The following is a 25418-nucleotide window of genomic DNA, read 5'->3' as shown; positions in this document are numbered from 1 at the left end:
GTGCTTACACCGACTCCTTGAACAGCTCTGAGAGGTCGCGGGTCACGGGGCCGAACTCGCGGGCCCCGGCGACACCGGTCAGGTACGTGGCAGCGGCCGCCTCGTCGGCGGCGCGGAAGGTGACGACGGTGCCCGCGGCGACCACGTCCTCGGCACCGGCCTTCTCCACCTGGGCCCCGGCGGCGGCTGCGGCCTCCGCGTCCGCGAGCCGCACCCGGAAGCTGCGGGACTCGCCCTGCAGCTCCTCGAGCGTGCCCTGGCCGGCGACCCGGCCGTGGGAGAGGATGACGAGGTCGTCGGCGACCTCCTGGGCCTGCTTCCACTTCTCGGTCGTGAAGAGGACGGGGACGCCGGACTCCGCGTGGTCGCGCAGCAGGGCGAACACCTTCGCCGCAGAATCCGCGTCGAGCCCGTCGAAGGGCTCGTCGAGGACGACCACGTCAGGGTCCGCCGCCAGCACCGCGGCGATGTCCACGCAGGCGACCTCGCTGCCGGAGAGGTGGTTCAGCTGGGCGTAGGCGCGGTCGGAGAGGTCCAGGCGGGCCAGCAGCGTGACCGCGTTGTGCTCCGCTGCTCCCAGCGTCATGCCGTGCAGGCGCGCCAGGTAGACGATCTGCTCCATCACCTTCATGCGCGGGTAGCCCCCGCGCTCACGGGGCAGGTAGCCGAAGTTCTGGCGGTCGCCGAACCCCAGCGCGTTCCCCTCGAGCTCGATCGACCCCGCCGTGGGATCGATGAGGCCCATGACGGCGCGCACCAGCTCGGTCTTGCCGGAGCCGCGCAGCCCCACCACACCGGTGAGCCTGCCGGATCTCGCTTCGAACGAGACGTCCTTGAGGTAGGTCTTCCTCCCGGAGGAGACCGTCAGTCCCTTCACTGTGAGCACGTGGTTGTCCTTATGCGTCGGGGTGCGCCCGCAGGTGCGGGTGCTGTGTGCGCTGTCTTGCCAGCGCGGGTCTGTCTGCGTGCGATGGTTCCGTGTCCGAGGAGGCCGCACACGCACAGGCCTGCGCGATCCATCCGGTACCGGAGTCAGTCTGGCCGTGCGGGCACCGCGCGGCAAACGCGGAGGCACGCGAGTCAGCGGCTTCGGTGCAGACTCCCAGCCTGTGCCGGGGCGCCGGACGGTCCCGCGGCTGTGCGGAGGCCGCGCCTCCACCGCCCCGGCGGCACCGGGACGGCAGGGCCGCCGAGGCGTCAGTCGAGGCCGAGGTCCCGCGTGGAGAGCGCGGTGAGGTACGGGATGCCCGCCTCCTTCTCCACGCGCTCCTTCGCGCCGGTCTCGCGGTCCATGACCACGACGACGGCCGCGACCTCGGCACCGGCCTCCCGCAGCGCCTCCACCGCGGTGAGCACGGAACCGCCGGTCGTGGAGGTGTCCTCGACGGCGACCACGCGCTTGCCGGCGACGTCCGGGCCCTCCACGCGCCGCCCCATGCCGTGCTCCTTGGCGGCCTTGCGCACCACGAAGGAGTCCAGCGGGGTGCCGCGCACCACGGAGCGGTGCATGACGGCGGTGCCCACGGGATCCGCGCCCATCGTCAGACCGCCCACCGCCTGCACGGCGCCCTCACCGTCGAGCAGGCCGTGCTCGGCGAGGAGGTCGAGGACGATGTCGCCCACGAGCGGCGCGGAGCGGTGGTCGAGGGTGACGCGGCGCAGATCGAGGTAGTAGTCGGCCTCCCTGCCGGAGGACAGGGTGACACGGCCGCGGACGACGGCCAGTTCATCGATGAGTGCGAGGAGCTGCGAGCGGGTGTCTGTCATGTGGGGAATCGTATCCGCTCCGCCGCGCACGCCCGTCCTCGCTGCCCGCATGGCGAGTCAGCGGGCCTGCCCGCACACCCGTCCCGCACCCCCGGCGTCTCCGTGCCCGCGTGGGGAGTCAGCCCGCGCCCTTGCGCATCCAGCGGAATCCGCCGCTCGCACCCCGCACCAGCGGACGGGGCAGCACCTGGAGCAGGGCGTACGCACCTTTGTACTGCGCGCCGGCCACGCTCACGGTCCGCCCCGCGCGGGCATCGCGCACGGCCGCATCGACCACCTGCTCCGGTTCCAGCCAGATCCAGCGCGGCCCCGTCCTGCGCACCCGCATGCGCTCGTGGAACTCCGTGCGGATGAAGCCGGGCAGCACCGCGGTCACGGTCACCGGCGTGTCCGCGAGCTCCGCGGCCAGCGCCTCCGTGACGATCATCGCCGCGCTCTTGGCCGCCGAGTACACGCCGTAGACCCCCAGCGCCGCCAGGGAGGACACCGTGAGGATCCCGCCGCGGCCGCGGGCGCGCATGCGATGGGCGGCGTGCCAGCTGAGCCGGGTGACCGCGGTGAGCATGACGGAGTCGCTCGCGGCGAGCGCCTCCGGCTCCGTGTCGAGGAGCGAGGTGCGCAGTCCGTAGCCGGCGTTGTTCACGAGGACGTCCACGCGGGTGGTGTCGATGAAGTCCGCCACCCGGGCGATCCCCTCCGAGGAGGAGAGATCCGCGGGCAGGGCGAGGGCCCGGCACCCGTGGGCGGCGGCGAGATCCTCCGCGAGACGCTCCAGCGCCACGGCATCGCGGGCCACCAGCACGAGGTCGTACCCGTCACGGGCGAGACGAGTCGCGAACGCACGCCCGAGGCCCGCGCTCGCACCCGTGACGAGCGCACACGGACGCTCGCTCAGTTCCGTCTCGCCGTCGTGTGCGTGCCTGCTCGCATCCGCATGCCTCGCCGCATCGTTGGCCGCATCCGCGTGCCTGTTCACGCCGTTGGTCGCATCGCCGGTCACATGGTCCACCGCATCCTCCTCGCCGTCCGCCCGCCGTCACACACCGCCTATCGTCCCAGCCGCCCACGTATAGGTGGGTGGGAAGCGCCGCTCGCGGGGTCTCGCGCCCGAGGCCGCCCACGCCGCAGGAGGTATCCGGTCAGCGCGGGGCGGCGGTGGGCGGGTTCCGGCGTGCCCGGATGCGCACCTGCGGCAGCGCCGGCGCGGGCAGCCGATCCCGCTCGCCCACATAGCCCTCGACCGTCCCGAAGCGCTCTGCTCCGGCCTCCCAGTCCGCACGGGCCTGGGCGATGTCCTCATGGGTCCTGCCCACGAAGTTCCACCACATCACGATCTCCTCGCCGAAGGGCTCGCCGCCCAGGAGGACCAGCCTCACCGGCTCCTCCCCCGCCTGCACCTCCACGGAGTCCGGCCCGGTGCCCAGATAGCCCAGCTCCGCACGGGCGAGCGCCGTCCCGTCGACCACGGGCGCGCCGCGGTCCACGAGGAAGCCGTGTTCGAAGGCGGGGTCCAGTGCCAGCCGGACGGAGGCGCCGGCGTCGATCTCCACCTCCGCGCCGAGCAGCGGCGAGAACACCTCCACGGGCGAGGTCGAACCGAAGGCGGTCCCGAGGAAGACGCGTGCGCGGCCGCCGGGGAACTCCACGAGCGGCGGCGCGTAGTGCTGGAAGTTGCGCGGCGCCCGGCGGTGCGCCTCCGGCAACGCCACCCACAGCTGCACGCCGTGGAGCACCGTGGTGTCCTGGGTCGTCACCTCGGAGTGCGCGATCCCGGAGCCGCCGGTCATGAGATTCAGCTCGCCCGGCCGCACCCTCGCGTGCACGCCGTGGGAGTCCCGGTGCTCGATCTCACCGGTGAACAGCCAGCTCACCGTCTGCAGGCCGGTGTGCGGATGGGGTGCGACGTCCATGCCGCCGGTGACCGCCACGTCGTCGGGGCCGTAGTGATCTGCGAAGCACCACGCTCCCACCAGTGAACGGGCCCGCTGCGGAAGGGTGCGGCGGACCGGCATGGCGCGAGGCCCGCCCAGCGGGACCTCCCTGGACGTCACGACCTCCACGCGCGCTCCGGCGGGTCCGGGTGCGGAGCCGTCTGCTGCGCCGGAAGCGGGACTGCCGGCGGGCTCGGTGCCGGTGCCCGGGACCGGCCCGGGGGCGCACACCTGTTCGCGGGGTTCCGCCTCGAGGTTGCTCATCTCCTCACCGCCTCTCAGCCGAGTTCGTCTTCCAGCCACGCGAGGACGTCGCCCGTCGCCGGATCCGCGTCCGCGGCGAGCTCCTCATGCGTGCGGACGTACTTGGCGACGAGCGGACAGACCGGGACGATGCGCATGCCCTCGCCGATCGTCGTCGCAAGCGCACGGGAGACGAGCTGCGTGGCCAGGCCCCGCCCTCCGTACTCCGGTGCGACCTCCGTGTGGTGGAAGACTCGCTGACTCCCCCGGTCCCTGTAGGCGGCCAGGCCCGCCCGCTCTCCGTCCACCAGGATCTCGAACCTGTTGTCCTCCGGAGCCTTGCGGATCTCCACTGTGGGATCGGACATGCTTCCTCCTCTGCCACTGCACACTGCGGGCTGCTCCAACACCGGACGCCACGGGCCGCCGCGGCTGTGCCCCCAGTATGCGTGCGCAGCCGGCAACGGGGAACCCCGCCGCACGCCAGGCCCCCACGCACCGTGCTCAGCCGTCCGCGCGGCCGGACTCCGTGGGCATCCGCACGGTGAGTGACTGTGAGGCGGTGCCCAGCGGCCCGCGGCCGTCGTGGAGCACCGCATGCGTGATGCCCACACCGGTGGGGCCGAAGCTCTGCCGGACGTCGAAGCCGAACTCCCCACGCGGACCCGCCTCCGGTGCCCGGAGGAAGTGGAGCGTGAGATCGACGTTGGGGAAGAAGATCCGCTGCGGGTCCTCCCGGACGGCGAGCCCGTTCATGCTGTCGGCGAGCTTGGCGAACGTCGCGAAAGGACCGTCCGCCTCCCCCGCCACGAGCGGCATGTCCGTGTGCACCCACACCTGCCGGCGGCCCGGGACGCCGCCGGGCGCCTCGGCCCCGGAGAGCGAGGCGATGTATCCGCCCGGCCACAGCTCGCTCAGCTGCCGGGGCGCGCACTCCTCCCACGCGGGGAAGGGCGCGAGGGCGTCTCCGGCCACCGGGGAGGTGTCCGAGGACTGCAGCCGCCACACGCGCGCCACGACGGAGGTGCGCGGGCGTCCCTCCACGGCCGGACGAGCGGGGGCATCCGCAGTGGCGGGGGCGGCCTCGGCCCCGGTGTGCGCGGCGCGGTGCACCATGCGCGCCTCCACGAGCTCGATGGTGCGGCCGGGGCGCACGGTCTCCACCTCGATGTCGAACTCGCCGGAGTGGATGACCCCCAGGATGTCGAAGGCGATGCGCGAGATGAGCGCGTCCCCGCCCAGCACCGCTTCCAGGTGATGGACGACCAGGCCCGAGGCCGCTCCCATGTGCTGTTCGCCGGCCTGCCAGGCGCCCTGCGCGTGGAGAGTGGACCGGTAGGATGACTCCCCCGTGCGGACGAAGTAGGCGTACGGGACGTCCTCGCCGCCGGCGCCGAGGTGGTGGTTGAGTGCTGCTGCCATGCCGTCAATCTATCGGGCGGCATCCGGGACGATCCGGCGGGCACCGGCGACACGCAGGGAGCACACCCGAGGCGCGCGCCCCAGGCGCACACCCGCGAAGAGTCCTGCGCCGCGGCGGCCTGCGGCACAGCCGCGCGGGGATTGGATAGTCTGTCGTCCATGCGCATCGCCAACTGGAACGTGAACTCCATCCGTGCCCGTGCCGAGCGGATCGGGGCGTGGCTCGACCGCTCCGATGCGGACGTCCTCGCCATCCAGGAGCTCAAGTGCAAGGACGCGCAGTTCCCCCGCGAGATCTTCGACGAACGCGGCTACGAGGTGGCCTTCCACGGCCTCAACCAGTGGAACGGCGTGGCGATCGCCTCCCGCGTGGGCCTCGAGGACGTGGAGGTGGGCTTCGCGGAGATGCCCGGCTTCGGTGAGGACGGTGCCGCCGAGGCCCGCGCCCTGTCCGCCGTGACCGGCGGAGTGCGCGTGTACTCCCTCTACGTGCCCAACGGCCGGGAGCTCGACCACGCGCACTACCACTACAAGCTCGAGTGGCTGGAGAGGCTGCGGGTAGTCGCCGCCGCGCGCCTGGCCGCGGACCCGGAGGACCGCTTCGTCCTCACCGGCGACTTCAACGTGGCTCCGCTGGACGAGGACGTGTGGGACATCGCGGAGTTCGAGGGCGCCACCCACGTCTCTCCGCAGGAGCGCGAGGCCTTCGCCGCGCTCGAGGCCGCGGGGCTCACCGAGGTCACGCGCCGGTTCACGCCCGGCCCCGGCGTCTACACCTTCTGGGACTACCAGAAGCTGCGGTTCCCCAAGAAGCAGGGCATGCGGATCGACTTCCAGCTCGCCTCCCCCGCCCTGGCGAAGACCGCCGAGGCCGCTGTGATCGACCGCGAGGAGCGCAAGGGCAAGGGCGCCTCCGACCACGCTCCCGTCATCGTCGACTACGCGGTGTGAGGCTCACGGGCGTGTGAAGCTCACGAGCGGGTGAGGCCCACGGCCGCGCCGGGTCCGTGTCCGGTTCGCGCCTGGTCCGTGCCCGGTCCGCGCCTGGTCCGTGCCCGGTGTCCGTGGCCGCGCCCGGTCCGTGCGCAGTCCGCACTGTGTGATGCTCGCCCTGCACCGCCCCTGCACCGATCCCGCCGTCCCCACCGCCGATCGCGTCGTCTTCTTCCGGATCTGCCTCCTCCGTCCGCTTCCGGCGGTGTGATGGGTGGAGCGCGCCCCCAGCGCACTCCACCCATCACACCGAAGGAAGCAGAAGGATGACGCAGATCAAGGCGGGCACCAGCCGCCGGACGTTCACGAAGGCGGCCGCATGGGCCACTCCCGTCATCGCAGCGGCGGCCACCGCGCCGATGGCCGCCGCGAGCACGGAACCGCCGGAGGAGGCGACGAGCATCGGCGGAACGAGCACCAGCCCGAAAGTCGGCAACGTCGGGTTCATCCGCCCGCAGGGGCTCGATCCGAACGGCAACGAGGGATACTTCCCGAACGGCCAGACCTTCCGTCTCCTCTCCTCGGACCTCGACTTCGACACCATCGTCGTCACCGCGATCACGGGCGGCACGATCGTGAAGCTCTCCGACGGCGAGTGGCTCATCACTCCGGACGACGGAGTGACCTCCGTGAACATCACCTTCAACAGCCCGGTGCCGGGCTCGTACCGGCTCGTGAGCGAGGGCCCCGTGGACCCGGGGCAGTCCTGGGGCGGCACCGTCCTGCCCTGAGCGGACACGAGGCCGCCCAGGGGCACGGCGCGGAGACCCCCGTCCCGACCTCGCCCCTGGGCATCCGTCCCCCGGCACCGCTGCCGCTGCCGGGGGACGCGCTGCGGAGGCGCGGGCTCACGCCCGCTCCTCCGCTTCGCTCATGTCCTTCCGGCCCGCGGGAGGGTGGCGGGAACGGCATTCCCTGAGACGACCACGGCGCCGGCAGCTGTTTCGAGGAGAATAGGGCATGGCCCCCACAACGGACCCGGTCGCAGGCATCGTCGACCGGCCCCGCCTCTATCGCGTGCTCGACGCCGGGCACGTCCGCCTCTGCATCGTGCAGGGGCCCAGCGGCTGCGGCAAGACCACCCTGGTGCGCAGCTGGCTGCGCCGGCAGGGGGACCTGCCCGCGATCTGGGTGCCCCTGGGCGAGGGCGTGACGACGCCTACGAGCATCTGGGCGAGTCGATGCACGCCGTCGACGCGGACCTCATGCACCTCCTCGCGGAACGGCCGGAGCTCCGCGTCGTCCTCACGACGCGCGCCCCCACCTGCACGGCGGACCTCGATCTCACGGACGGTTCCGTGGTGCGCGTCGTCACCCTGAGCGAGCTCGCACTCACCGAGGACGAGACGAAGGAGCTGCTGCAGAGCCAGGCGGGCATGCGCGACGAGGCGACCGCGGCCTCGGCGGCGGCCGCCGTGGTCCGCGCGACGCGGGGCTTCGCACTGGCGGTCCGCTCCGTCGTCCTCACCATCGCGCAGCTGGGCCGGATGCCGCCGCTGGACTCCGAGGAGTGGGGTGCCGTCGTCACGGCACGGCTCGAATCGCTCCTGCCGGATGCACGGACCGTACAGTTCGTCTCCGACACCAGCGTTCCTCCGTACGTGGACGTGGAGCTGGGCAGGCGCCTGACCGGAGCCGCAGACGCGTCCGCGCTGTTCTCCGTCCTGGAGCGGAACGGGTTCGGCAGATGGATTCCCTACGCCCCCGGACGGCAGGTCTTCCAGTACGTCGAGACGATCCGCTCGTCGTTCCGGACCCGGGCCGCCCGCGATCCGGCGCGCTTCTCACAGCTGTGCACCACGACGGCGGAATGGCTGCTCGACAACGAGGAGGTCGTCTCGCAGGCGCTCCTCTACGCCCTGGAGGGACGGGACCATCGCCTCGCGGACCGCGTCTTCTTCACACTCGTCATCGAGAACCCGGACAGCTACACCACCGATCGCTTCCTCACACCGCTGAGCGGCGTCCCCGAAGATGACCTCCGCATGCACCCCATGCTCGCATTCGGGCTCGCCCTCGCACTGACCGCCAGCCCCGTCCGCCGCGCGGAAGCACCCCGGATCGCACGGATCGCGGCGGAGGCCGAGGCCCGCCACTCCCACGCGGAACCGCACGTCGACGAGTTCGCCCTCGCCGCGATGCGCGCCATCGCCTGGCGCCTCGCCAACCGGCACCGCGAATCCGCCGCGCTCAGCACGCGCGCACTGCGGCTCTCCGAGCAGGCGAGCGCGGCGAACGGCTCGCAGTTCAGCGGGCACGTGGGGACGATCCTGCGGCAGCTCAGCTATTCGCTGTTCCAGGGCGGCCAGTTCGACGAGGCGATGCAGGCCGCGGAACGCTCGGTCTCCCTGTGCCGCACTCCGGTCACGCGGGACTTCTCCCTCGTCTACGCCGCCGCCTATCACGTATTCACCTGCGACGTGGTCCGCGCCGGAGCGCTGTCCGCATCGATCGACACCCGCTCGTGGCCGCCGGAGTTCCGCGACTCCTACCTCAACGGCATGGGGATCGTCGCGAACGGGTACCACCGCCTGGACGCCCTCGACCACGCCGGAGCCCTCGACGTCCTGCGCCACGCGGACGGCTTCATCGGCACGGCGGAGTTCTGGCCGTTCCTCACCGCGCTCTCCCTCTCAGCCCGCAGCGGTCTGGGGCAGGGCCTGCCCGAGGCGCGGCGGCTGCTGCGCGAGCTGCGCGGCGCTGTCCCGCCGCCGGGCGTGGGCGAGAACGTGGCCACCGAACGCCTCTGCGCGGTGCTGGCCCTCGCGCTGGTCTCCGCAGGCGAAACGGCTGAGGCGGCGCGCCTGCTGGCCCGGCTCCCCCGGCGCGGGCCCCAGCTGGCAGGTGCGCAGATCGCGGTGCTGCTGGCCTCCGGCAGGGAGCAGGAGGCGCACGACCGCACACGGCGCGCACTGGAGTGCACGGGCCACACGCTCCGCTCGGAGGCGGAGACCCAGCTCCTGGGCGCGGTGGCCGCCCTGCGGGTCGGGGCCCTCGACGACGCCAGGGCACTGCTGGTCGCGAGCGCGGTCACGTGGGACGTGTACGGCCCCCGCGCTCACGTGGCCTGGCTGCGGCCCGAGGACCGGCGGCGTCTCGGCGAGCTGTTCGCCGACGACAGCGGCGCCGTGGTCGGCCGCTTCCTCGACGCACGGGAGGCGACCCCCGGAGCCGTGCCGGGCCGCGCACCGGAGCCCGGCGGCCCTGTCTCGCCGCAGCGGATCCCGGCCCCGCTCCTCACACGGCGGGAGAAGGTCGTCCTCAGCGCACTTGCCTCGCACGCCTCCGCCCGGGACATCGCCGAGGTCCTCGTCGTCTCGCCCAACACCGTGAAGACCCAGCTGCGCAGCATCTACCGCAAGCTCGGTGCGTCCTCGCGCCGAGAGGCTCTGGACCTCGCGCGCGGACAGGGGCTGCTGCCCGAGCCGTGACCGGTCGCCCGCATGCGGTGTGACGGCTCCTTCACCCCGAAGCCCGCGGCAGGGTGAATTCGAGGGTGAACAATCCTCCGCCGCCGCTGCTTCGGACCTCTTCGCCACCGATCGCGTCATACGATCACCGCGCTGAATCGGATCCGGCGGCGGAGGGGAGGGCCCGGCATGAACGCACACGTCCGTGCGGACTTCGGCTCCGTCTCCGTGTCGATCCACCGCCTGGACGCCGCGACCGGCCTGGACCTGGACCTCGGCACGGACGCCCTCCATCTGCTGGTGGCTCGCGGCGGCGACCTCCGGATAGTCCTCCGGCCCCACGAGGGCGGCACCGTCTCCCGGTCCGCGACCGGCCCGCAGCCGGCCGCAGACGGGTGGCCGGCCACGGCCGGGCGCACCGCGTCCCAGGTCTGCGACGGTGAGGGTGCGCTGCTCCACTCCCTCGCGGACTGCGAGCTGTTCACGGCGGAGGGCTGCGAGAGCGTCGTCATCTCGGTGCCCCTCGAACTCGCCGCAGAGCTGGAGGGATTCTCCGACGTCGGCACTGCGCCGCTGCTGCTCGCCGGGACGCCGATGCTGCTCATGCCGATGGCCGCATTCGCCTCACAGGCGGCACGCGGCGACGGCGCCTCCGCTTCCGCGCTCAGCGTGTACTACGTGGAGAAGCTGATCCAGGAGATGATGCTGGGCATCGTCGCCCACACGGCCAGGATCTCGCGCGTCCTCACGCCCCGGGACGCCTACAGCGACGCACTCGACGTGATCGCCGCGCAGTACGCGGACCCCACGCTCAGCTCCGACCGCATCGCCGCGGCGGTGAACATGTCCAGGCGGCAGCTCGAACGGCTCGTCGCCCGGCGCGGGGCCAGCATCCGGGGCACTCTCCGCAGCGTCCGCGTGCAACAGGCCGCAGAGCTGCTGCAGGATGAGACGTACGACGCTCTGAGCACGGCGCGCATCGCACAGCACGTGGGCTACGGAGGCGCTTCCAGCCTGGCCCGCGCATTCGCGCAGGAGGGTTACGATCCTCCCTCGGCTCTGCGCAGCGGGGCCCGCGCCGCCTCGTGAGCGACGGGCTGCGGGGGCGTCCTCCATCTCGCTGAGGGTCCTCGCTGCCGGCGGATGCGGGTTGCCGGATGCGGGCCGGTGGATGCATGCCGCCGGGACCCGCCCTCACTCCAGCAGCCTCACCCCGGCAGCGCCACAGGCACCGCTCTGCCGTACGGCCAGTCCTGGTGGACCGCGGCGGGATCGGAGGGGTGCCAGCCGGGCGCGGGGCTTCGGACCTGTTCCTCCGTCTCGCGCGGGTCCTCACCTCGGCGGCTGCCAGCGGAGAGCGCGACGATCCGGTCCTCGTCCAGGGCGGAGTTCTCGAACACCCCGCAGCAGAGGCCGTCGCGGAACACCGCCACCCGGTGACAGCTGCCGATGATCTCCGTGAGGTCCGGGGACCCGAGCAGGACCGCGGCGCCGGATGCCGTGAGCTCCTGCAGATGACGCCGGAATGCGACCCGGCCCGCCTCGTCCGCCCCACGGGTGGGGTCGTCGAGGACGAAGACGGAGCTCTCGACCGCCTCGACGGTCCCCGCGGTGACCTCCTCCCTGCCCGCGGCCGCCCTGATGACGGATTCCGCACCGGAGCCGCGCAGCCCCGCGATCCCCAGCACCTCGCCTGCGCGCACGGAGAAGCTCGCACCGCGCACGCCGCCCGCCGTGCCGAGGCCGGTCACGGAGAGAAGCACCTCACCGGGCTCCGCAGGCAGGGGGCGAGCGCGGCGGCGCAGCCTCTGACCGAACACCCGGCGCACGAGGGAGTCGCGGTCGAGGTCGGCACCCGTGACCTCGGCCCGCACCTCACCGTCGCTCAGGATCACCGCACGGTCGCACAGTCCCCGCACCTCCTCGAGCCGGTGCGTCGCATAGAGGACGGCCCGCCCCTGCGCGGCCATCCGGCGGAGCAGGTCCATGCAGAGGAGCATGTCGAATCCGCTGAGGGCGCTCGCGACGTCGTCGAGGAGAACGACGCTGCTCCCCTCGTGCGCGACGCGGACCATCTCCACCAGCGCGATCTCCGCATCGCTCAGGCTCCCGATGCGCTCGGCACCGGTGAAGTCGAGGCCGTGCGCCGCGAACGCCTGCTGTGCCGCCGCACGGCGATCCGCGGGCATCGCCTCCTCCGGCATGTGCCTGTAGAGCGCCTCCGCGGTGAGCAGCGGTGCCGGGATCCGCGGATGCTGGGCGACGGTGCTGATTCCCGCGGCGAGCGCCTCCGACTCGTCACGCGGGGAGACGGGCTCACCGTGCACGCACAGTCGTCCCGCAGCCGGCGGCCGCCTGCCGCTCGCGGCCTCGATGAGCGCGGACGTGCCCGCACCGTTCGCCCCGACGAGGGCGACGACCTCCCCCGCGCGGAGGTCCATGTCCACGTTCCGCAGCCGCGTGCGCCGCCCTTCCCCCACCGTGAGCCCGGTCATCCCCAGCACCGCTGCCGTATCCACCCGGCATCACCCTCTCCCGCAGAAACCGCGTCCGCTCCGCCGCCACTGCGATTCTATGGCGGCAGGACGGCGTACCGCCCCGGGTCGGCACCGGGCGAATGACGCACCGCCGCCGGCGAACGACACCGAGCGAGGAGCACACGGAAGACACCACCCCGGGGCGACGGCGCGCTCACCGGGACGACGGCAGTGTCGGACTCACCGGTACGACAGCGGCAGTGCCGCATGCCGCCCGTTCGGGTGCGGACACTTTTTGGTATACCGAATGCTATGGTGGCGCGCATGGAATCCCCCATGCTCCCCTCCGGCGATGAGGACTCCGAGGTCGCCCGCGTCACGCTGCAGCTGCGTGAGCAGATCCTCGACGGCGTCCGCGCCCCCGGCAGCCGCCTCGTCGAGCGCAGTCTGGCCGAGGAGCTCGCTGTGAGCCGGGTTCCGGTGCGCGAGGCTCTCAGGACGCTCGCGGCGGAAGGACTGGTGACGCTCCGGCCGCGCACCTGGGCCACCGTCCGCGTCTTCGCCCCGGAGGACATCGCCGACCTCATCGAGGTGCGCCGCCTCTGGGAGGCCCGCGCCTTCCGCCTGGCCGCGCTCCGCCGCACACCTGCGGGCCTGGCGCGCCTGCGCGCCGCACTGCGCGCTCAGGCCGAGGCCGCCGGGCGCGGAGACGCGATCCGCGCCCGCCGCGCGGCCGCCGATTTCCACGCGATCGTGCTGGAGCTGGCCGGGAACCACCTGCTGCGCGAACTCGGGCAGACCCTCAACAGTCGCATGCGCTGGCTCCTGGCGCAGCATGACGACCTCGCGCACATGACCGCGGAGCACCGCGCCCTCTGCGAGGCCATCGAGGAACAGGACGCCGAGGCCGCCGGCCGTCTGGGCGCCGCTCACCTGCACAGCAGCCTGCGCCACCTCGCACCGGATGCCGCCGAGGCCGCCCGCACCCGCCTGGCCGACCACCCGGGCGGCCTCGCCCGTCCAGGCCGGACGGACGGCGACACCGCCCACTCGCATGAGACCTCCCTCCGGGAAGACGACAGAGCCGCACAGTGAACCAGAGCCGCACAGTGAACCGACCGCATCCGCACCGCACCCCACTCGACGCACTCGCCCTCATCAGCCTCGCTCTGCTGGCAATCTGCCTGCGCCCTGCGGCCACGGCCGTGGGCCCCGTCCTGGAGGAGATCCAGACCGCCTTCGGACTGCACGGCTGGCAGACCGGACTGCTCACCGCCATGCCCGGGTTCGCCTTCGCCGTGTTCGGGGCCTTCTCCTTCGTGCTGCTCCGCCGGCTCGGGCTGTTCTGGTCGCTGGCGGCCGCGAGCGCGGCGATCGGCGCGGGACTGCTCCTCCGGATCTTCGCCGGGGGCTGGTGGGGCTTCGCGGCCTTCACCACGCTCGCCCTCGCCGGCATGGCCCTGGGCAACGTGCTCCTGCCGGTCTTCGCGAAGGCCCGCTTCCCGCAGCGGCAGTCGCTGGCCGTCACCCTGTTCACGGTGAGTCTGGGGCTCGGTTCGACGCTGCCGGCGCTGTTCACCGCCCCGCTCACGGCGGCCTCGGGAGGCTGGCAGCTGGGACTGGGCATCTGGACCGTCCTCCCGCTCATGGCGCTCCTCTCCTGGTTCGCCTTCAGGAAGGCGGCGTTCCCGCCCGAGGCCGCTCCCCAGGACGAGGTCCGAGGCGCCCACCTGCCCGCAGACGCACCCACGGCTCCCACGGACGGCGCACCACCTGCGTCCGCGAACGGCGGCGAAGGCTCCGGCGCGCCCGCGGAGCCCGGCGAAGGCTCCGCACGGAAGCAGGCACCCGGCGTGGTGCGCTCACGCGGCGTCTGGCTGCTCACGCTGTTCTTCGGGCTGCAGTCGCTGCACGCGTACACCCACTTCGGCTGGGTCGCGCAGATCTACCGCGATTCCGGGCTCTCCGCCGTCGAGGCCGGGTTCATGATCACCCTCATCATCGCGGTGGGCATCCCCGGCGGCTTCATCGCCCCGCTCATCGTCGTGCGCCGCTGGCACACCCGCACCGTGCTGGGCTGCTACGGGGCGATCTCCGCCGCCGGCTACACGGGGCTCCTCCTGGCCCCCACCTCTCTCCCGTGGCTCTGGGCGCTGTGCCTGGCGGTCGGGGCTCTCTCGTTCCCCTCCGCCCTCGCACTCATCAGCGCCCGCACCCGCGATCCGGAGATCACGGCCCGGGTGTCCGCCTTCGTGCAGTCCGCAGGCTACCTGTTCGCCGCCGGCGGCCCGCTGCTCATCGGCATGGTGCTGGCCCGCACCGGCAGCTGGGACGTGCCCCTGCTCGGGCTCGTCGTCCTCGCCCTCGCGATGGGTGCGGCGGGCGTGCTGGCGGGATCCCCGCGCCCGCTCGACCCGGAGCTCGGCGGAACAGCCCGGACGCGGCTGTAGGACATCGGCTCCGCACCGGGCGAGGCCGTCTCCGGCCCTGCCCGGCCGTGACGGCGCCGGCCGAGGCGCGGTGACCCGCACCTCGGCCGCCCGGACCATGTGGAGACGCGGAGGAGCCGGGGAGAGCACGCGCTCTCCCCGGCTCCTCCGCAGGGATTCCTCCGGCCGGTGCCGGCCGGTGCCGGCCTGCCCGCGGACGTCAGCTGCCCGGGCTCACCCGCCGGGCTCGTCACCCCGGCCCGGCTCACCGCACGGTGCTGAGCCTCAGGCCCTGCTCCTCGAAGGCCTCGGGCCGGTCCACCGTCACGGTGTCGCCGTCGCGCACCTCGCCCGCCAGGATCTCCTTGGCCAGCCTGTCGCCGATCTCCCGCTGCACCAGGCGACGGAGCGGGCGAGCGCCGTAGGCGGGGTCGTAGCCCTCCATCGCCAGCCAGTCCTTGGCCGCCGCGGTGGCCTGCAGGGTGATGCGCCGCTCCGCGAGCCGCTGCTGCATCTCCGCGATCTGCAGATCCACGATCCGGCTGAGCTCCGCGGTGCTGAGCGCGTCGAAGAGCACGACGTCGTCCAGCCGGTTGAGGAACTCCGGCTTGAAGGCCATGTGCACGACCTCCATCACCTTGGACCTCTGCTCCTCCTGCGTGAGCGACTGGTCCACGAGGAACTGCGAGCCCAGGTTGGAGGTGAGGATGAGGATCGTGTTGCGGAAGTCCACGGTCCTGCCCTGCCCGTCCGTGAGCCTGCCGTCGTCGAGCACCTGCAGGAGGATGTCGAAGACGTCCGGGTGCGCCTTCTCCACCTCGTCCAGCAGGACGACGGAGTACGGCCTGCGCCGCACGGCCTCGGTGAGCTGACCGCCGGATTCGTAGCCCACGTATCCGGGAGGCGCACCCACGAGCCGGGACACCGAGTGCTTCTCCCCGTACTCGCTCATGTCGATGCGCACCAGCGCACGCTCGTCGTCGAAGAGGAAGTCCGCGAGGGACTTCGCCAGCTCCGTCTTGCCCACACCGGTGGGGCCGAGGAACAGGAACGAACCGGTGGGCCTGTCCGGATCGGACACACCCGCGCGCGAACGCCGGATCGCATCCGAGACGGACTGCACCGCCGCCTTCTGCCCGATCAGCCGCTCACCGATCACGTCCTCCGCGTGAAGGAGCTTCTCCCGCTCCCCCTGCAGCAGACGGCCGGCGGGGATGCCGGTCCAGGCGGCGACCACCTCGGCGATGTCGTCGGCGCGCACCTGCTCGTTCACCATGGGCCGGTCGGAGCCGTCCTCCTGGTCCTCGCCCGAGGCCTCGGCGGCCTGCGCTGCGGCCTCGGCTGCGGCGATCTCCTTCTCCACGGCGGGGATCTCGCCGTAGAGCAGCCGCGAGGCGGTCTCCAGGTCCGTCTCCCGCGTGGCGATCTCCGCCTGCGAACGCAGGTCGTCGAGCTTCTTCCTCAGCTCGCCCACGCGGTTGAGATCCGCGCGCTGGCGCTCCCAGACCGCATTGAGGCGGCCGAGCTCCTCCTGCTTGTCCGCGAGGTCCGCCTGCAGCGCCTCGAGGCGCTCCTTCGACGCGGCGTCGGACTCCTGCGAGAGTGCGAGCTCCTCCATCTTCAGCCGGTCCACCACACGGCGGAGCTCGTCGATCTCGATGGGAGCGGAGTCGATCTCCATCCGCAGGCGCGAGGCCGCCTCGTCCACCAGGTCGATCGCCTTGTCCGGCAGCTGCCGGTCCGGGATGTAGCGGTGGGACAGGGAGGCCGCGGCCACGAGCGCGGAGTCCGCGATGGTGACCTGGTGGTGGGCCTCGTAGCGCTCCTTGAGACCGCGGAGGATCGCCACGGTGTCCTCGACGCTGGGCTCGCCCACGAACACCTGCTGGAACCGGCGCTCCAAGGCGGGGTCCTTCTCGATGTTCTCGCGGAACTCGTCCAGGGTGGTCGCACCGATCATGCGCAGCTCGCCGCGGGCCAGCATGGGCTTGAGCATGTTGCCGGCGTCCATGCTGGAGTCCCCTCCGGCACCGGCGCCCACGACCGTGTGGATCTCGTCGATGAACGTGATGACCTCACCGTCGGAGCCCTTGATCTCCTCCAGCACGGCCTTGAGGCGCTCCTCGAACTCACCGCGGTACTTGGCGCCCGCCACCATGGCGGAGAGGTCGAGGCTGATGAGCTGCTTGTTGCGCAGGGACTCCGGCACGTCGCCGGCGACGATCCGCTGCGCGAGCCCCTCGACCACGGCGGTCTTGCCGACGCCGGGCTCGCCGATGAGGACGGGGTTGTTCTTGGTGCGGCGGCTGAGCACCTGCACCACACGGCGGATCTCCGAGTCGCGGCCGATCACCGGATCGAGCTTCCGCTCCCGTGCGGCCGCCGTGAGGTCCACGCCGTACTTCTCCAGCGCCTGGAAGGTGGACTCCGGATCCTCGCTCGTCACCTTCTTCCCGCCGCGCACCTGCGGGAGGACCGCGAGCAGGGCCTCTCGGGTGGCCCCGGCGCTCTTCATCGCCTGACCCACCTCACCCTGCTCCGCCGCGGCCCCCAGCAGGAGGTGCTCCGTGGAGACGAAGGTGTCGCCCAGGGCCTGCATCTCCTGCTCCGCGGCATTCAGCAGCGCCATGGCCGGGCGGGAGAGGCCGGGCCGGCTCACGGACTGCCCGGAGACCGTGGGCTGCGCGGCGAGGATCCGCTCCGCGGCGGCGCGCAGGGGCGCGGCCTGCGCGCCCGCGGCCTCCAGCAGGGAGACCGCGATGCTCTCCGGCTGCGCGAGCAGCTGCATGAGGATGTGCGCGGGCTCGATCTGGCCGTGGCCGCGCGCCACGGCGTCCTGGGCCGCTGCGGCCAGGACCTCCTGGGACTTGGTGGTGAACTTGGCTTCCATGAGGACTCCGTTCTGCTCTGGTGTCTGTGCGTATGCCAGGTCAACAGGAACAAAGTTGAGTCTATTCCACTCAAGGGGAGAATTCGTCGGCCGCAGCGCGCGAACGCACCCTGGATCGCAGGCACTGCGCTGCGCGCGTCGCCGTCCTCCCGGAATGCGTCACCATGCGTCCGGATCCCGCCATCAGGCAACGAAGGGATCACACTTTTCCCCGCATGGGCAGAACCGGTCGTTCCGATATCCAGAAATACCTATACTCGCCCCCAGGCCCCGGCTCTCCGCCGGACAGCCGCATTCGCTCCACTCTCTCAGAGCCACTGTGCGTCACATCTCGTACAGTGGCTCTGACACGCTGTCGAGGAGGCTCGTTGAGAGACGATGTTGAGTCTGCATGGCAGAAGCGTCTGCCGCGCAACGCCTTCATCGGCGATGTCCTGATCATCGTCCTCACGCTCACCGCCGCGCAGGTCGTGCGCTTCAGCGACGAGGACGCACAGCTGGCCGCGGACGATCTCCGCATCGACTACTGGCTCGTCGGAGTGCTGATCGGCGTGCTCTGGGTCCTCGCCCTGAACATCTGGCGTGCCTGGGACATCCGGGTGATCGGCTCCGGGACCCTCGAGTACCAGAGGATCTTCGCGGCCACGCTCGCCGTGTTCGGCGGGGTCGCGATCGTCTCCTACGCGCTGCGCATCGAGCTGGCCCGCGGCTACGTCGCCCTCGCCGCACCCCTGGGCCTCCTCGCCCTGCTGCTGTGGCGCTGGATCTCCCGGAAGCTCATCATCCGCAGGCGCAGCCGCGGCGAGCTCAGCCGCCGTCTCCTCATCATCGGCGGCCCCGCGGAGGTCCTGCAGCTCCACAGGAGCTTCGAACGCACGCCCGGCAGCGGGTATCTGCCCATCGGCGCGGTCCTCCCCGGCTACAGCCTCCACTCACCGGACGGTCAGGAGCTCCCCCTCCCAGTCGTCTCCGTGGAGCGGACCGCGGACGCGATCATGGACAGCATCCTGGAGAACCGCGCGGAGGTCGTCGCGATCACCGGCCACGGGCTCAAACCGCGCACCATGCGCGCGCTCAGCTGGGAGCTCGCCTCCCGGGAGATCTCCCTCGTCCTCGCGCCGGCGCTCACGGACATCGCCGGGCCGCGCATCCACTCCCATCCCGTCGCGGATCTTCCCCTCATCCACGTCTCGACCCCCAAGATCGAAGGCTTCCAGGCAGCGCTCAAGCGCACCTTCGACCTCTTCTGCGCCGCCGTGGGTCTCGTCGTCATCTCCCCGCTGCTGCTCGCCACGGCCATCGCGATCAAGCTGGACGACGGCGGCCCCGTCTTCTACGCGCAGCAGCGCATAGGACGGGGCAACGCACCCTTCACCATGTACAAGTTCCGCTCGATGGCGGTGGACGCGGACGCGAAGGTGGCGGAGCTCAGCGCGCTGCACGGCCAGGACGCCGGCAACGGCGTCCTGTTCAAGATGAAGGACGACCCGCGCATCACCCGGGTGGGCGCATTCATCCGCCGCTACTCCATCGACGAGCTCCCACAGCTGTTCAACGTCCTCCTGGGCACCATGTCCATGGTGGGACCCAGGCCGCCCCTGGAGCGCGAGGTCCTCCAGTACGACCCCTACGCCATGCGCCGGCTCAAGGTCACGCCGGGGATCACCGGACTGTGGCAGGTCGGCGGGCGCTCGGACCTGGACTGGGAGGAGAGCATCCGCCTGGACCTCTACTACGTGGAGAACTGGTCGTTCGTCCAGGACATCATCATCCTCATCCGCACCGTCAAGGTGGTGCTCGCCAAGGAGGGCGCCTATTGAGCCCCACGCATGAGCCCCATGCATGAGTCCCACGCAGCCGGGCGGAGCGCCCCCGCCGCCCAAGTGACGTCTGCGTAGCGGCCGGGGTGGGCGGCCGCTACGCAGACGTCACATCGCGGATGACCGGCGCCGCGGGTTCCCCGGCGCCGCGGCCTGTTCGGGTCACTCGCGAGGGCGCGAGGCGAAGACCTCCGCCTCCACGAGCGCCTCACACGCCTCGAACACCGCAGAGCGCACATCTCCGTCCGGCGGAGTGCCCAGCTGCGCGATGACACGAGCCTCCAGATCCTCCCAGTCATCGCCCTCGCAGACCCCGCGCCACAGCACGGAACCCAGTCCGGAGAGAAGCCTCACCTGGCGGTCCTCGCTGAAGACCACCGTGCCGCTCTCGCACTCGATCGCATCCAGCACGGGTGCGGCCGCAAAGGGCAGTCCTGCCGGCCCGGGGCCTGTGCCGTCGCCCGGCTCCACCCCGCGCTCACCCGGCTCCACCCCGAGAGTGCGCTGGGACGACGCACTGGCATCTCGGGCACCTGCGCCTCGGGCGCCGGCACGTCGAGCACCGCCTTCCCCGGGACCCATCGGCAGCACCTGCTCCCACCGCTCACAGACGCCCGGCGCGAACAGCGCGGGAGCGGCCTCGGCGATCCGCTCCGGTGCCCCCGCATGCAGCCGGCGGATCCCGCCCGTGGCCTGCGCCGTCTCCGCGATCCGCCGGAGGGGGCGGGGCAGCTCCGCCAGGTAGCTCGTCTGCTGCACGAGCTCCACGAGTGCCTCCGCGAGCGGCACCGGCGTCACCGCGGACTCCGCCGCGCCGTCGTCGCGGCGTTCCAGCAGGACGAGGCCGGCGACCCGCAGCTTCACATCCGGCAGGGGCAGCAGGCCCAGGGCGGACGGAGCGATCTGCAGCTTGTGCGCGTGCCCTTCCGTGATGACGGAGAGCGGCTTGCGATAGGGCAGGACGACACCGTCTCCCGTGAGGGTGATGGTCTCGTCGCTCACGTAGCCGTACTCCTGGGCGAGGCGGCGCGTGGTCGTCGTCTTCCCGCGCCCGGAGGGCCCCACGATGACTGCGACCCGTCCCCGTTCGTCGGCGATCCCGCCGGCGTGGAACAGGAGGTGCGCGCCCCGGTGGTGTTCGAGCGCGGCCAGCGTGACCCGGGTGCTGAGCACGGAGGCGACGCGCTCCGCCGAGGCCTCGGTGAGGATCCCGAGGTCGACCTCGGGGCAGGCATGCGGTGCCGCCGCGTCCGCGCCCTCGGGGCCGGCGGGCAGGACGATCCGGCGGCCGGCACCATCCCCGGCCTCGGGGCCGGACTCCGCCCACGGCGCGAGCAGCCGGGCGAGCAGGTGCCGCGATTCCGCGGCCGCGCACACACGCACACGCAGACCCATGGCACCCACCCAGCCCTCAGCGCGGTCGCCCACGACCTCCACCGGCACCGGGCGGATCTCCTCGTTCGTCTGCGGATTCACTCTCTGCAGGGCCTCTCCGTGACTGTCGGTCGCCCACCGGGGGCGTCCCGTGGGCGACGCTGGAATGCGCTCAGGAGAAATCTACCGTGCACGTACGGCTCGAGGGGCAGCCGTCCGCGCTCCCCGCCCTGCGTCGCTCCGCCCCGGCCCGCTCCGCACTGTCCCGGCCCGCTTCACATACGCGACGTCTGCGCAGCGGCCGCCCGCCACGGCCGCTACCCAGACGTCACTCAGCCGTTCGCCCGGCTCTCGCCTCTCGCCGCGAGGAGGCTCTCCACGAGCATCTCGATCTGCTCCATGCCCTCCACCACGGGCGAGGCGACCACCCCCTCCGCCCCACCGCCCAGGAGGACGGCGGACGGGGTCCCCTTCACTCCCAGGGCGCGCTTCGCCCAGCCTGCGGCGTGGAGGGAGAAGGGCACGGCCTCGGGCAGCTCCTCCCGCAGCTCCCGCGGCGTCGCCGTGGACGCGACCCGCAGCGCGACGGGAGCGATCGCCTCGCTCCACCCGGCCAGCCGGAGGGCCGCCTCGCGGCAGGGCGGGCAGGAGGGCGAGAGGAAGAGGAGGAGCACGGGAAGGTCCCCGCCGAGGCGCGCGAGAGGGACCGCGGTGAAGTCCTCGTGCAGGAGTTCGGCATCCGGTATGCGGTCGCCCATGCGTGCCGGAGCGCGGCCCGCAGAAGGGAACGCGGCCGTCTGAGCCGGTACAGGACAGTTGGCGCACGGAGCCGCTCCCGGTGCGTAGGCGCCGGCGAGGAGCGGAGGGGCTCCGGCCGGGGAAGGGGATGCCTCTGCCGCGGAACCGGGGTCCTCACCTCTGCCCGCCGAGGCAGATGCCTGCCCGGCCTTCCTGCGCAGGCCGCGCACCTGGAGGAACAGGACGAGGACGAGGAGGAGCGCCCAGCTCGTGACGACGCCGAGCGCAGCGACAGGACCCGCGCGCAGCAGTGCGACGGGCAGGAGACCCGCAGGAGGTGAGACGAGGACCGTCCCGGCGGCGAGCATCAGCAGGAGATTGCGGGCCACGGAACGCCACGTCACCGGGCTGCCCGCGGACAGCGCGCCGAAGCAGTCGCAGTCGACCGCCTCACCCCGCCGCAGCGCGGACCGCACCGCCGGTGAGGCCCAGCGCGAGTGCGAGCAGCACGGTGAAGGCCAGGAGTGCGCCGAACGCGCAGAGCACCGCCGCAGCGCGGACCGCACCACCGGTGAGGCCCAGCGCGAGTGCGAGCAGCAGTTCAGCCACAGGGAGCGCATGCGCGAACCCCTGCCTCTGCAGGCGAGCGGGCACGCCCAGACCGCGCATCGCCGCGAGCGCACGACCCGGGTGCCCCAGCTTGGCCGCTCCCGCGACGCCGAATGCGACGACCAGCACCCCGAGGGCGAAGCTGCCCGCAGCGCCGCCGCTGATCGCCTGTGCTGCTGCCTGCCCCCAGGCAGCAGCCTGCTCCCCGGCGGCGATCTGGTTCCACATGGCGGCCTGGTCCCACACGGCGGCCCGTACAGGGCCGGATGGGGAGAGGACCGAGGCTTCAGCTGACAGAGCGGCTTCCCTTCCTGGCGCACGGATCCCGGTGCGGAGCGGCGGGCGGATGCGTGCAAGAGCAGCGGGTGGGTGCGTGCCGAGCGGCGGGTGAGCCTCTCCGGCCCACCCGCCCCACGGTCATTCGTCGCGGCAGACGACCAGCGTGTTCCGGATGCTCCCCTCGAGCTTGGAGGTCTCACCCGCCTCGTAGCCGGCGGGCAGGGCGAGGGTCGCGTAGAGGCGCACTGCGACATCGACATTCACCGCGGAACCGATGCTCCCCTGCCCCGACCACTCGTCGTTGAACGTGTAGGCCACCGTGTTGGAGTCGATCGCCGCGACGCTGAGCAGACCGCCGAAGCCCTCGAGATTCCAGTCGATGAGGCTCACGCCCAGCCCCGATTCCTTCCGGATGGTCAGCACGGAGCCCGCGGGGATCGGGTCCGCGGAGGCGGTGATCCGGAAGTGGCGGCCCAGCAGGCCGAGCCCGGCGCAGCGGCCCTGGACCACGATCCCCTCGAGCGGCGCCTGCACGGACGCGGAGGCCAGCGGCACGGCCACCGCCGCACTGATCACGGGGATGGACCAGGCCGCACCCCTCGCCAGGCTCCGTCGCGACAGGCCCGTCTTCGTCTCTTCGTTCATTCTCACCTCGTGGTCGAGGAGCGGGATCGCCGCTCCTGATTCATCTCTGCCGGTGCACAGCGGACTGCGCGCGCAGTTCGTCCCTCAGCACAAGCCGGATTCGAACCACACGAGAGAGGAAATTACACCTCAGTAACCTACTGAAACGTCATTCGTGCAAATCCGTTCGCTTCGTGTGCACTTCATGCGCAGAACGTTCATTTCCACACGGCAACGGATCGACCACCCTGCCCGCCGGCCCTTTCCGCCCCCACGTTCCACCCCGCGCTCCACCCCGCGTCCCACCCCGCCAAGTTACGTCTGCGTACCGGCCGCCCTACACGGCCGCTACGCAGACGTAACTTGGCCGTTTCCTCCCGGGTCCCGCGCGCCCCGCCCACTACCATGGGGCCATGAGCGACCTCCACAGCACCGACCTCCTCACCATCCAGATCCGCGGCGCCGTCGTGACGCTGACGCTCGCCTCGCCCGCCACGCGCAACGCCCTGTCCACCACTCTCATGACGCAGCTGCGCGACACGCTGGAGACCGTCGGCGAGCGGACCGATCTCCACGCCGTCGTCCTCGCCGCCGAGGGCCACGTCTTCTCCTCCGGCCACGACCTCAAGGAGATCCGCGGCGCCTCGCACGCCCGCCAGCAGGAGATCTTCGACCTGTGCGCGGACCTCATGCTCACGGTCCAGCGGATACCCCAGCCGGTCATCGCACAGGTCCAGGGGCTGGCCACGGCCGCGGGTGCGCAGCTGGTCGCCACCTGCGATCTCGCGGTGGCCGCGGAGACCGCCTCCTTCGCCACGCCGGGCGTGCGCATCGGGCTCTTCTGCTCCACCCCCGGCGTGGCGATCGCACGCGCCCTGCCCACCAAGCAGGCCATGCGCATGCTGCTCACCGGCGATGCGCTCACCGCCCAGCAGGCGCTCGCCCACGGACTCGTCTCCGACGTGGTCCCGGCGGAGGAGCTCGTCGAGGCCGCCCAGGCGCTCGCGGAGAAGGTCGCCGAGGCCTCGTCTGCCACCGTCGCGCTGGGCAAGGCCGCCTTCTACCGGCAGCTGTCCATGTCCACGCCCGAGGCCTATGCCGCCATGGCGGCCACGATGGCGGAGAACGCCGTCCTCCCCGATGCGCAGGAGGGCATCGACGCCTTCCTCACCAAGCGCACCCCCACCTGGCAGGGGCGTGAGGCCTCGGACCCGCACGCGGGCAGGGGCGGCTTCACCGGCCGCTCGGACGACCGCGAGGACGTCCGGGGGCAGGGCGCATGACCGTCCTGGTCACCGGCGCCTCGGGCCTGGTGGGCTCTGCCGTGGTCCGTGCCCTCAGCGAACGCGGCACCCCCGTCCTCGCCGCGGACCTTCCGCCCGCGCCCGGCCCCGGCAGAGCGAGTTCGCCGGGCACGGGGACACAGGCAGACACGCCCGAGGCCGCGGCCGGCACGCACGGCTCGGGCCGGGAGTCCGCCGGGTGGGCGGTCTCCGGGCGAGGAGCGGGCAGACCCTCGCACGTGCGCCTCATGCGGTGGGACCTCACCACCGAGGTCCCCGAGGAGGTCGCCGCCCTCTCAGGCCGCGTCCGCACCGTGGTGCACTGCGCACGGAGGAGCGACGACTGGGGGCCCGAGGAGGAGTTCCACGCCGTCAACGCCGCGGGCACCCGCAAGGTCCTCGACGTGTTCCCCCACGCACGCTTCATCCACCTCTCCACCACCGCCGTCTACGGCATCGACCGCGACCACACCCGTCTGCACGAGGAGGCGGGTCCGCTGGAGGAGTCGGAGCACACGGCGCCCTTCCCCCTCACCGCCGCGCGCGCGGAGCAGGTCATCGCGCGGGTGCGTCCGGACGCGCTGGTCCTGAGGCCCGCACGCGTGTACGCCCCGGGGTCCGCGGACGGCCTCATCGACGACCTCGAGAGCTTCCGCCGCAAGGACGCCCTGCTGCTGCCCGGCGGTGCCAGGAACACCGTCATGCTCGCCCACCTCGACACCGTGGTGGAGGCGGTGCTCGCCGGCATCGACAGGCCGCAGGTGAGCGGTCGGATCAACGTCGCGGACCCGGAGCCCTACCTCTTCCGCGAAGCGCTCATGACGTATCTGGCGCGCACCGACCATCCTCCGGTGCTGCTCGACGAGCGCCCGGCGGACCTGGCGAAGGCACGCGCGTGGTTCGCGGCCAAGCGCGCCGGGAAGCCGCGTGCGGACAACCGCCCCGCCCACACCGTCGCGCAGATCGAGGAGTACGTGCGGGAGAGGACGTACAGCCTCGCGAGGCTCACGAGTCTGCTGGGAGTCCAGCCGGAGCAGAGGCTCGCACCGCACAGCTAGTCACGCAGACGCAGAAGCTCAGGCGGTGCACGCACGTGCGTGCACCGCCTGAGCTTGCGTGACGGTATGCG

The 25418-nt window shown here is 72.2% G+C and carries 21 protein-coding genes and 1 pseudogene; 9 read left to right on the top strand and 13 right to left on the bottom strand.

What is annotated here, in order from left to right; genetic code table 11:
* Nucleotides 1-4: 4 nt before the first annotated feature.
* The 6 genes from ABD240_RS08680 to ABD240_RS08655 form a co-directional block, all read right to left on the bottom strand.
* Nucleotides 5-886, bottom strand: coding sequence for an ABC transporter ATP-binding protein (locus ABD240_RS08680; protein WP_291793580.1), 882 nt, complete (start codon nucleotides 884-886; stop codon nucleotides 5-7).
* 311 nt (nucleotides 887-1197) lie between these two features.
* The gene (gene pyrE, locus ABD240_RS08675) at nucleotides 1198-1767 is read right to left on the bottom strand and encodes an orotate phosphoribosyltransferase (protein WP_291793583.1); all 570 of its coding nucleotides are present in this window, start codon (nucleotides 1765-1767) and stop codon (nucleotides 1198-1200) included.
* 118 nt (nucleotides 1768-1885) lie between these two features.
* On the bottom strand, nucleotides 1886-2776 hold the full coding sequence (locus ABD240_RS08670) for an SDR family NAD(P)-dependent oxidoreductase (protein WP_344336891.1): 891 nt from the start codon (nucleotides 2774-2776) through the stop codon (nucleotides 1886-1888).
* 130 nt (nucleotides 2777-2906) lie between these two features.
* The gene (locus ABD240_RS08665; protein WP_344336890.1) at nucleotides 2907-3962 is read right to left on the bottom strand and encodes a pirin family protein; all 1056 of its coding nucleotides are present in this window, start codon (nucleotides 3960-3962) and stop codon (nucleotides 2907-2909) included.
* A gap of 14 nt (nucleotides 3963-3976) precedes the next feature.
* A complete protein-coding gene (locus ABD240_RS08660) occupies nucleotides 3977-4309 on the bottom strand; it encodes a GNAT family N-acetyltransferase (RefSeq protein WP_291793591.1) in 333 nt (110 codons plus the stop codon).
* A gap of 136 nt (nucleotides 4310-4445) precedes the next feature.
* Complete coding sequence (locus ABD240_RS08655) at nucleotides 4446-5363, bottom strand: thioesterase family protein (RefSeq protein ID WP_344336889.1); 918 nt, start codon at nucleotides 5361-5363, stop codon at nucleotides 4446-4448.
* 159 nt (nucleotides 5364-5522) lie between these two features.
* Here ABD240_RS08655 and ABD240_RS08650 point away from each other — a divergent pair, with 159 nt between their 5' ends.
* The 4 genes from ABD240_RS08650 (at nucleotide 5523) to ABD240_RS08635 (ending at nucleotide 10855) form a co-directional block, all read left to right on the top strand.
* Nucleotides 5523-6314 (top strand): exodeoxyribonuclease III, encoded by a 792-nt coding sequence (locus ABD240_RS08650; RefSeq protein ID WP_344336888.1) that lies wholly within the window; start codon nucleotides 5523-5525, stop codon nucleotides 6312-6314.
* 308 nt (nucleotides 6315-6622) lie between these two features.
* Nucleotides 6623-7087 (top strand): hypothetical protein, encoded by a 465-nt coding sequence (locus ABD240_RS08645; protein ID WP_344336887.1) that lies wholly within the window; start codon nucleotides 6623-6625, stop codon nucleotides 7085-7087.
* Between the two features lie 450 nt (nucleotides 7088-7537).
* Nucleotides 7538-9787 (top strand): helix-turn-helix transcriptional regulator, encoded by a 2250-nt coding sequence (locus ABD240_RS08640; protein ID WP_344336886.1) that lies wholly within the window; start codon nucleotides 7538-7540, stop codon nucleotides 9785-9787.
* A 168-nt stretch (nucleotides 9788-9955) separates the two neighbouring features.
* Complete coding sequence (locus ABD240_RS08635) at nucleotides 9956-10855, top strand: helix-turn-helix domain-containing protein (protein ID WP_344336885.1); 900 nt, start codon at nucleotides 9956-9958, stop codon at nucleotides 10853-10855.
* A gap of 119 nt (nucleotides 10856-10974) precedes the next feature.
* Here ABD240_RS08635 and ABD240_RS08630 read toward each other — a convergent pair whose 3' ends face one another.
* Nucleotides 10975-12285: an ATP-binding cassette domain-containing protein gene (locus ABD240_RS08630; protein WP_344336884.1), complete on the bottom strand. Its 1311-nt coding sequence runs from the start codon at nucleotides 12283-12285 to the stop codon at nucleotides 10975-10977.
* 282 nt (nucleotides 12286-12567) lie between these two features.
* Between ABD240_RS08630 and ABD240_RS08625 the strand changes: the two genes are divergently transcribed.
* Nucleotides 12568-13338, top strand: a complete 771-nt coding sequence (locus ABD240_RS08625) for a GntR family transcriptional regulator (RefSeq protein WP_291794657.1) — start codon at nucleotides 12568-12570, stop codon at nucleotides 13336-13338.
* 14 nt (nucleotides 13339-13352) lie between these two features.
* Nucleotides 13353-14693, top strand: coding sequence for an MFS transporter (locus ABD240_RS08620; protein ID WP_344336883.1), 1341 nt, complete (start codon nucleotides 13353-13355; stop codon nucleotides 14691-14693).
* 244 nt (nucleotides 14694-14937) lie between these two features.
* On the opposite strand, the gene clpB is transcribed toward ABD240_RS08620, so the two are convergent.
* Nucleotides 14938-17562, bottom strand: coding sequence for an ATP-dependent chaperone ClpB (gene clpB / locus ABD240_RS08615; RefSeq protein WP_344336882.1), 2625 nt, complete (start codon nucleotides 17560-17562; stop codon nucleotides 14938-14940).
* Between the two features lie 368 nt (nucleotides 17563-17930).
* Here clpB and ABD240_RS08610 point away from each other — a divergent pair, with 368 nt between their 5' ends.
* Nucleotides 17931-19382: a sugar transferase gene (locus tag ABD240_RS08610; protein ID WP_344336881.1), complete on the top strand. Its 1452-nt coding sequence runs from the start codon at nucleotides 17931-17933 to the stop codon at nucleotides 19380-19382.
* A gap of 162 nt (nucleotides 19383-19544) precedes the next feature.
* Here ABD240_RS08610 and ABD240_RS08605 read toward each other — a convergent pair whose 3' ends face one another.
* From ABD240_RS08605 to ABD240_RS08590, 5 genes and pseudogenes are all read right to left on the bottom strand, one after another.
* Nucleotides 19545-20858, bottom strand: coding sequence for a hypothetical protein (locus tag ABD240_RS08605; protein ID WP_344336880.1), 1314 nt, complete (start codon nucleotides 20856-20858; stop codon nucleotides 19545-19547).
* 230 nt (nucleotides 20859-21088) lie between these two features.
* On the bottom strand, nucleotides 21089-21883 hold the full coding sequence (locus tag ABD240_RS08600; RefSeq protein WP_344336879.1) for a TlpA family protein disulfide reductase: 795 nt from the start codon (nucleotides 21881-21883) through the stop codon (nucleotides 21089-21091).
* 9 nt (nucleotides 21884-21892) lie between these two features.
* Nucleotides 21893-21970: pseudogene (locus ABD240_RS17120) on the bottom strand (hypothetical protein); the annotation flags it as partial.
* Nucleotides 21945-22331 (bottom strand): MauE/DoxX family redox-associated membrane protein, encoded by a 387-nt coding sequence (locus tag ABD240_RS08595; protein WP_344336878.1) that lies wholly within the window; start codon nucleotides 22329-22331, stop codon nucleotides 21945-21947. The gene ABD240_RS08595 and the pseudogene ABD240_RS17120, both read right to left, overlap by 26 nt.
* A 189-nt stretch (nucleotides 22332-22520) precedes the next feature.
* On the bottom strand, nucleotides 22521-23027 hold the full coding sequence (locus ABD240_RS08590; RefSeq protein ID WP_344336877.1) for a hypothetical protein: 507 nt from the start codon (nucleotides 23025-23027) through the stop codon (nucleotides 22521-22523).
* Nucleotides 23028-23419: 392 nt separating this feature from the next.
* On the opposite strand from ABD240_RS08590, the gene ABD240_RS08585 reads away from it, so the two are divergent.
* The gene (locus tag ABD240_RS08585; RefSeq protein WP_291794703.1) at nucleotides 23420-24289 is read left to right on the top strand and encodes an enoyl-CoA hydratase; all 870 of its coding nucleotides are present in this window, start codon (nucleotides 23420-23422) and stop codon (nucleotides 24287-24289) included.
* Nucleotides 24286-25347, top strand: a complete 1062-nt coding sequence (locus ABD240_RS08580) for an NAD-dependent epimerase/dehydratase family protein (protein WP_344336876.1) — start codon at nucleotides 24286-24288, stop codon at nucleotides 25345-25347. Before ABD240_RS08585 ends, ABD240_RS08580 begins: the two co-directional genes overlap by 4 nt.
* Nucleotides 25348-25418: the final 71 nt, after the last annotated feature.

The organism is Brevibacterium salitolerans (genome assembly GCF_039531405.1).
Lineage (GTDB): Bacteria > Actinomycetota > Actinomycetes > Actinomycetales > Brevibacteriaceae > Brevibacterium > Brevibacterium salitolerans.
Note: the sequence above shows the minus strand (reverse complement) of the source record. Positions and strands in the feature narration are given on the sequence as shown.

What these genes read in the sequence shown, in the direction of transcription:
- ABD240_RS08650 (WP_344336888.1), top strand. Translation starts at nt 5,523, where the DNA reads ATGCGCATCGCCAACTGGAACGTGAACTCCATCCGTGCCCGTGCCGAG.
- ABD240_RS08585 (WP_291794703.1), top strand. Translation starts at nt 23,420, where the DNA reads ATGAGCGACCTCCACAGCACCGACCTCCTCACCATCCAGATCCGCGGC.
- ABD240_RS08635 (WP_344336885.1), top strand. Translation starts at nt 9,956, where the DNA reads ATGAACGCACACGTCCGTGCGGACTTCGGCTCCGTCTCCGTGTCGATC.
- ABD240_RS08645 (WP_344336887.1), top strand. Translation starts at nt 6,623, where the DNA reads ATGACGCAGATCAAGGCGGGCACCAGCCGCCGGACGTTCACGAAGGCG.
- ABD240_RS08595 (WP_344336878.1), bottom strand. Translation starts at nt 22,331, where the DNA reads ATGTGGAACCAGATCGCCGCCGGGGAGCAGGCTGCTGCCTGGGGGCAG.
- ABD240_RS08580 (WP_344336876.1), top strand. Translation starts at nt 24,286, where the DNA reads ATGACCGTCCTGGTCACCGGCGCCTCGGGCCTGGTGGGCTCTGCCGTG.
- pyrE (WP_291793583.1), bottom strand. Translation starts at nt 1,767, where the DNA reads ATGACAGACACCCGCTCGCAGCTCCTCGCACTCATCGATGAACTGGCC.
- ABD240_RS08590 (WP_344336877.1), bottom strand. Translation starts at nt 23,027, where the DNA reads ATGAACGAAGAGACGAAGACGGGCCTGTCGCGACGGAGCCTGGCGAGG.
- ABD240_RS08655 (WP_344336889.1), bottom strand. Translation starts at nt 5,363, where the DNA reads ATGGCAGCAGCACTCAACCACCACCTCGGCGCCGGCGGCGAGGACGTC.
- ABD240_RS08665 (WP_344336890.1), bottom strand. Translation starts at nt 3,962, where the DNA reads ATGAGCAACCTCGAGGCGGAACCCCGCGAACAGGTGTGCGCCCCCGGG.
- clpB (WP_344336882.1), bottom strand. Translation starts at nt 17,562, where the DNA reads ATGGAAGCCAAGTTCACCACCAAGTCCCAGGAGGTCCTGGCCGCAGCG.
- ABD240_RS08625 (WP_291794657.1), top strand. Translation starts at nt 12,568, where the DNA reads ATGGAATCCCCCATGCTCCCCTCCGGCGATGAGGACTCCGAGGTCGCC.
- ABD240_RS08660 (WP_291793591.1), bottom strand. Translation starts at nt 4,309, where the DNA reads ATGTCCGATCCCACAGTGGAGATCCGCAAGGCTCCGGAGGACAACAGG.
- ABD240_RS08640 (WP_344336886.1), top strand. Translation starts at nt 7,538, where the DNA reads ATGCACGCCGTCGACGCGGACCTCATGCACCTCCTCGCGGAACGGCCG.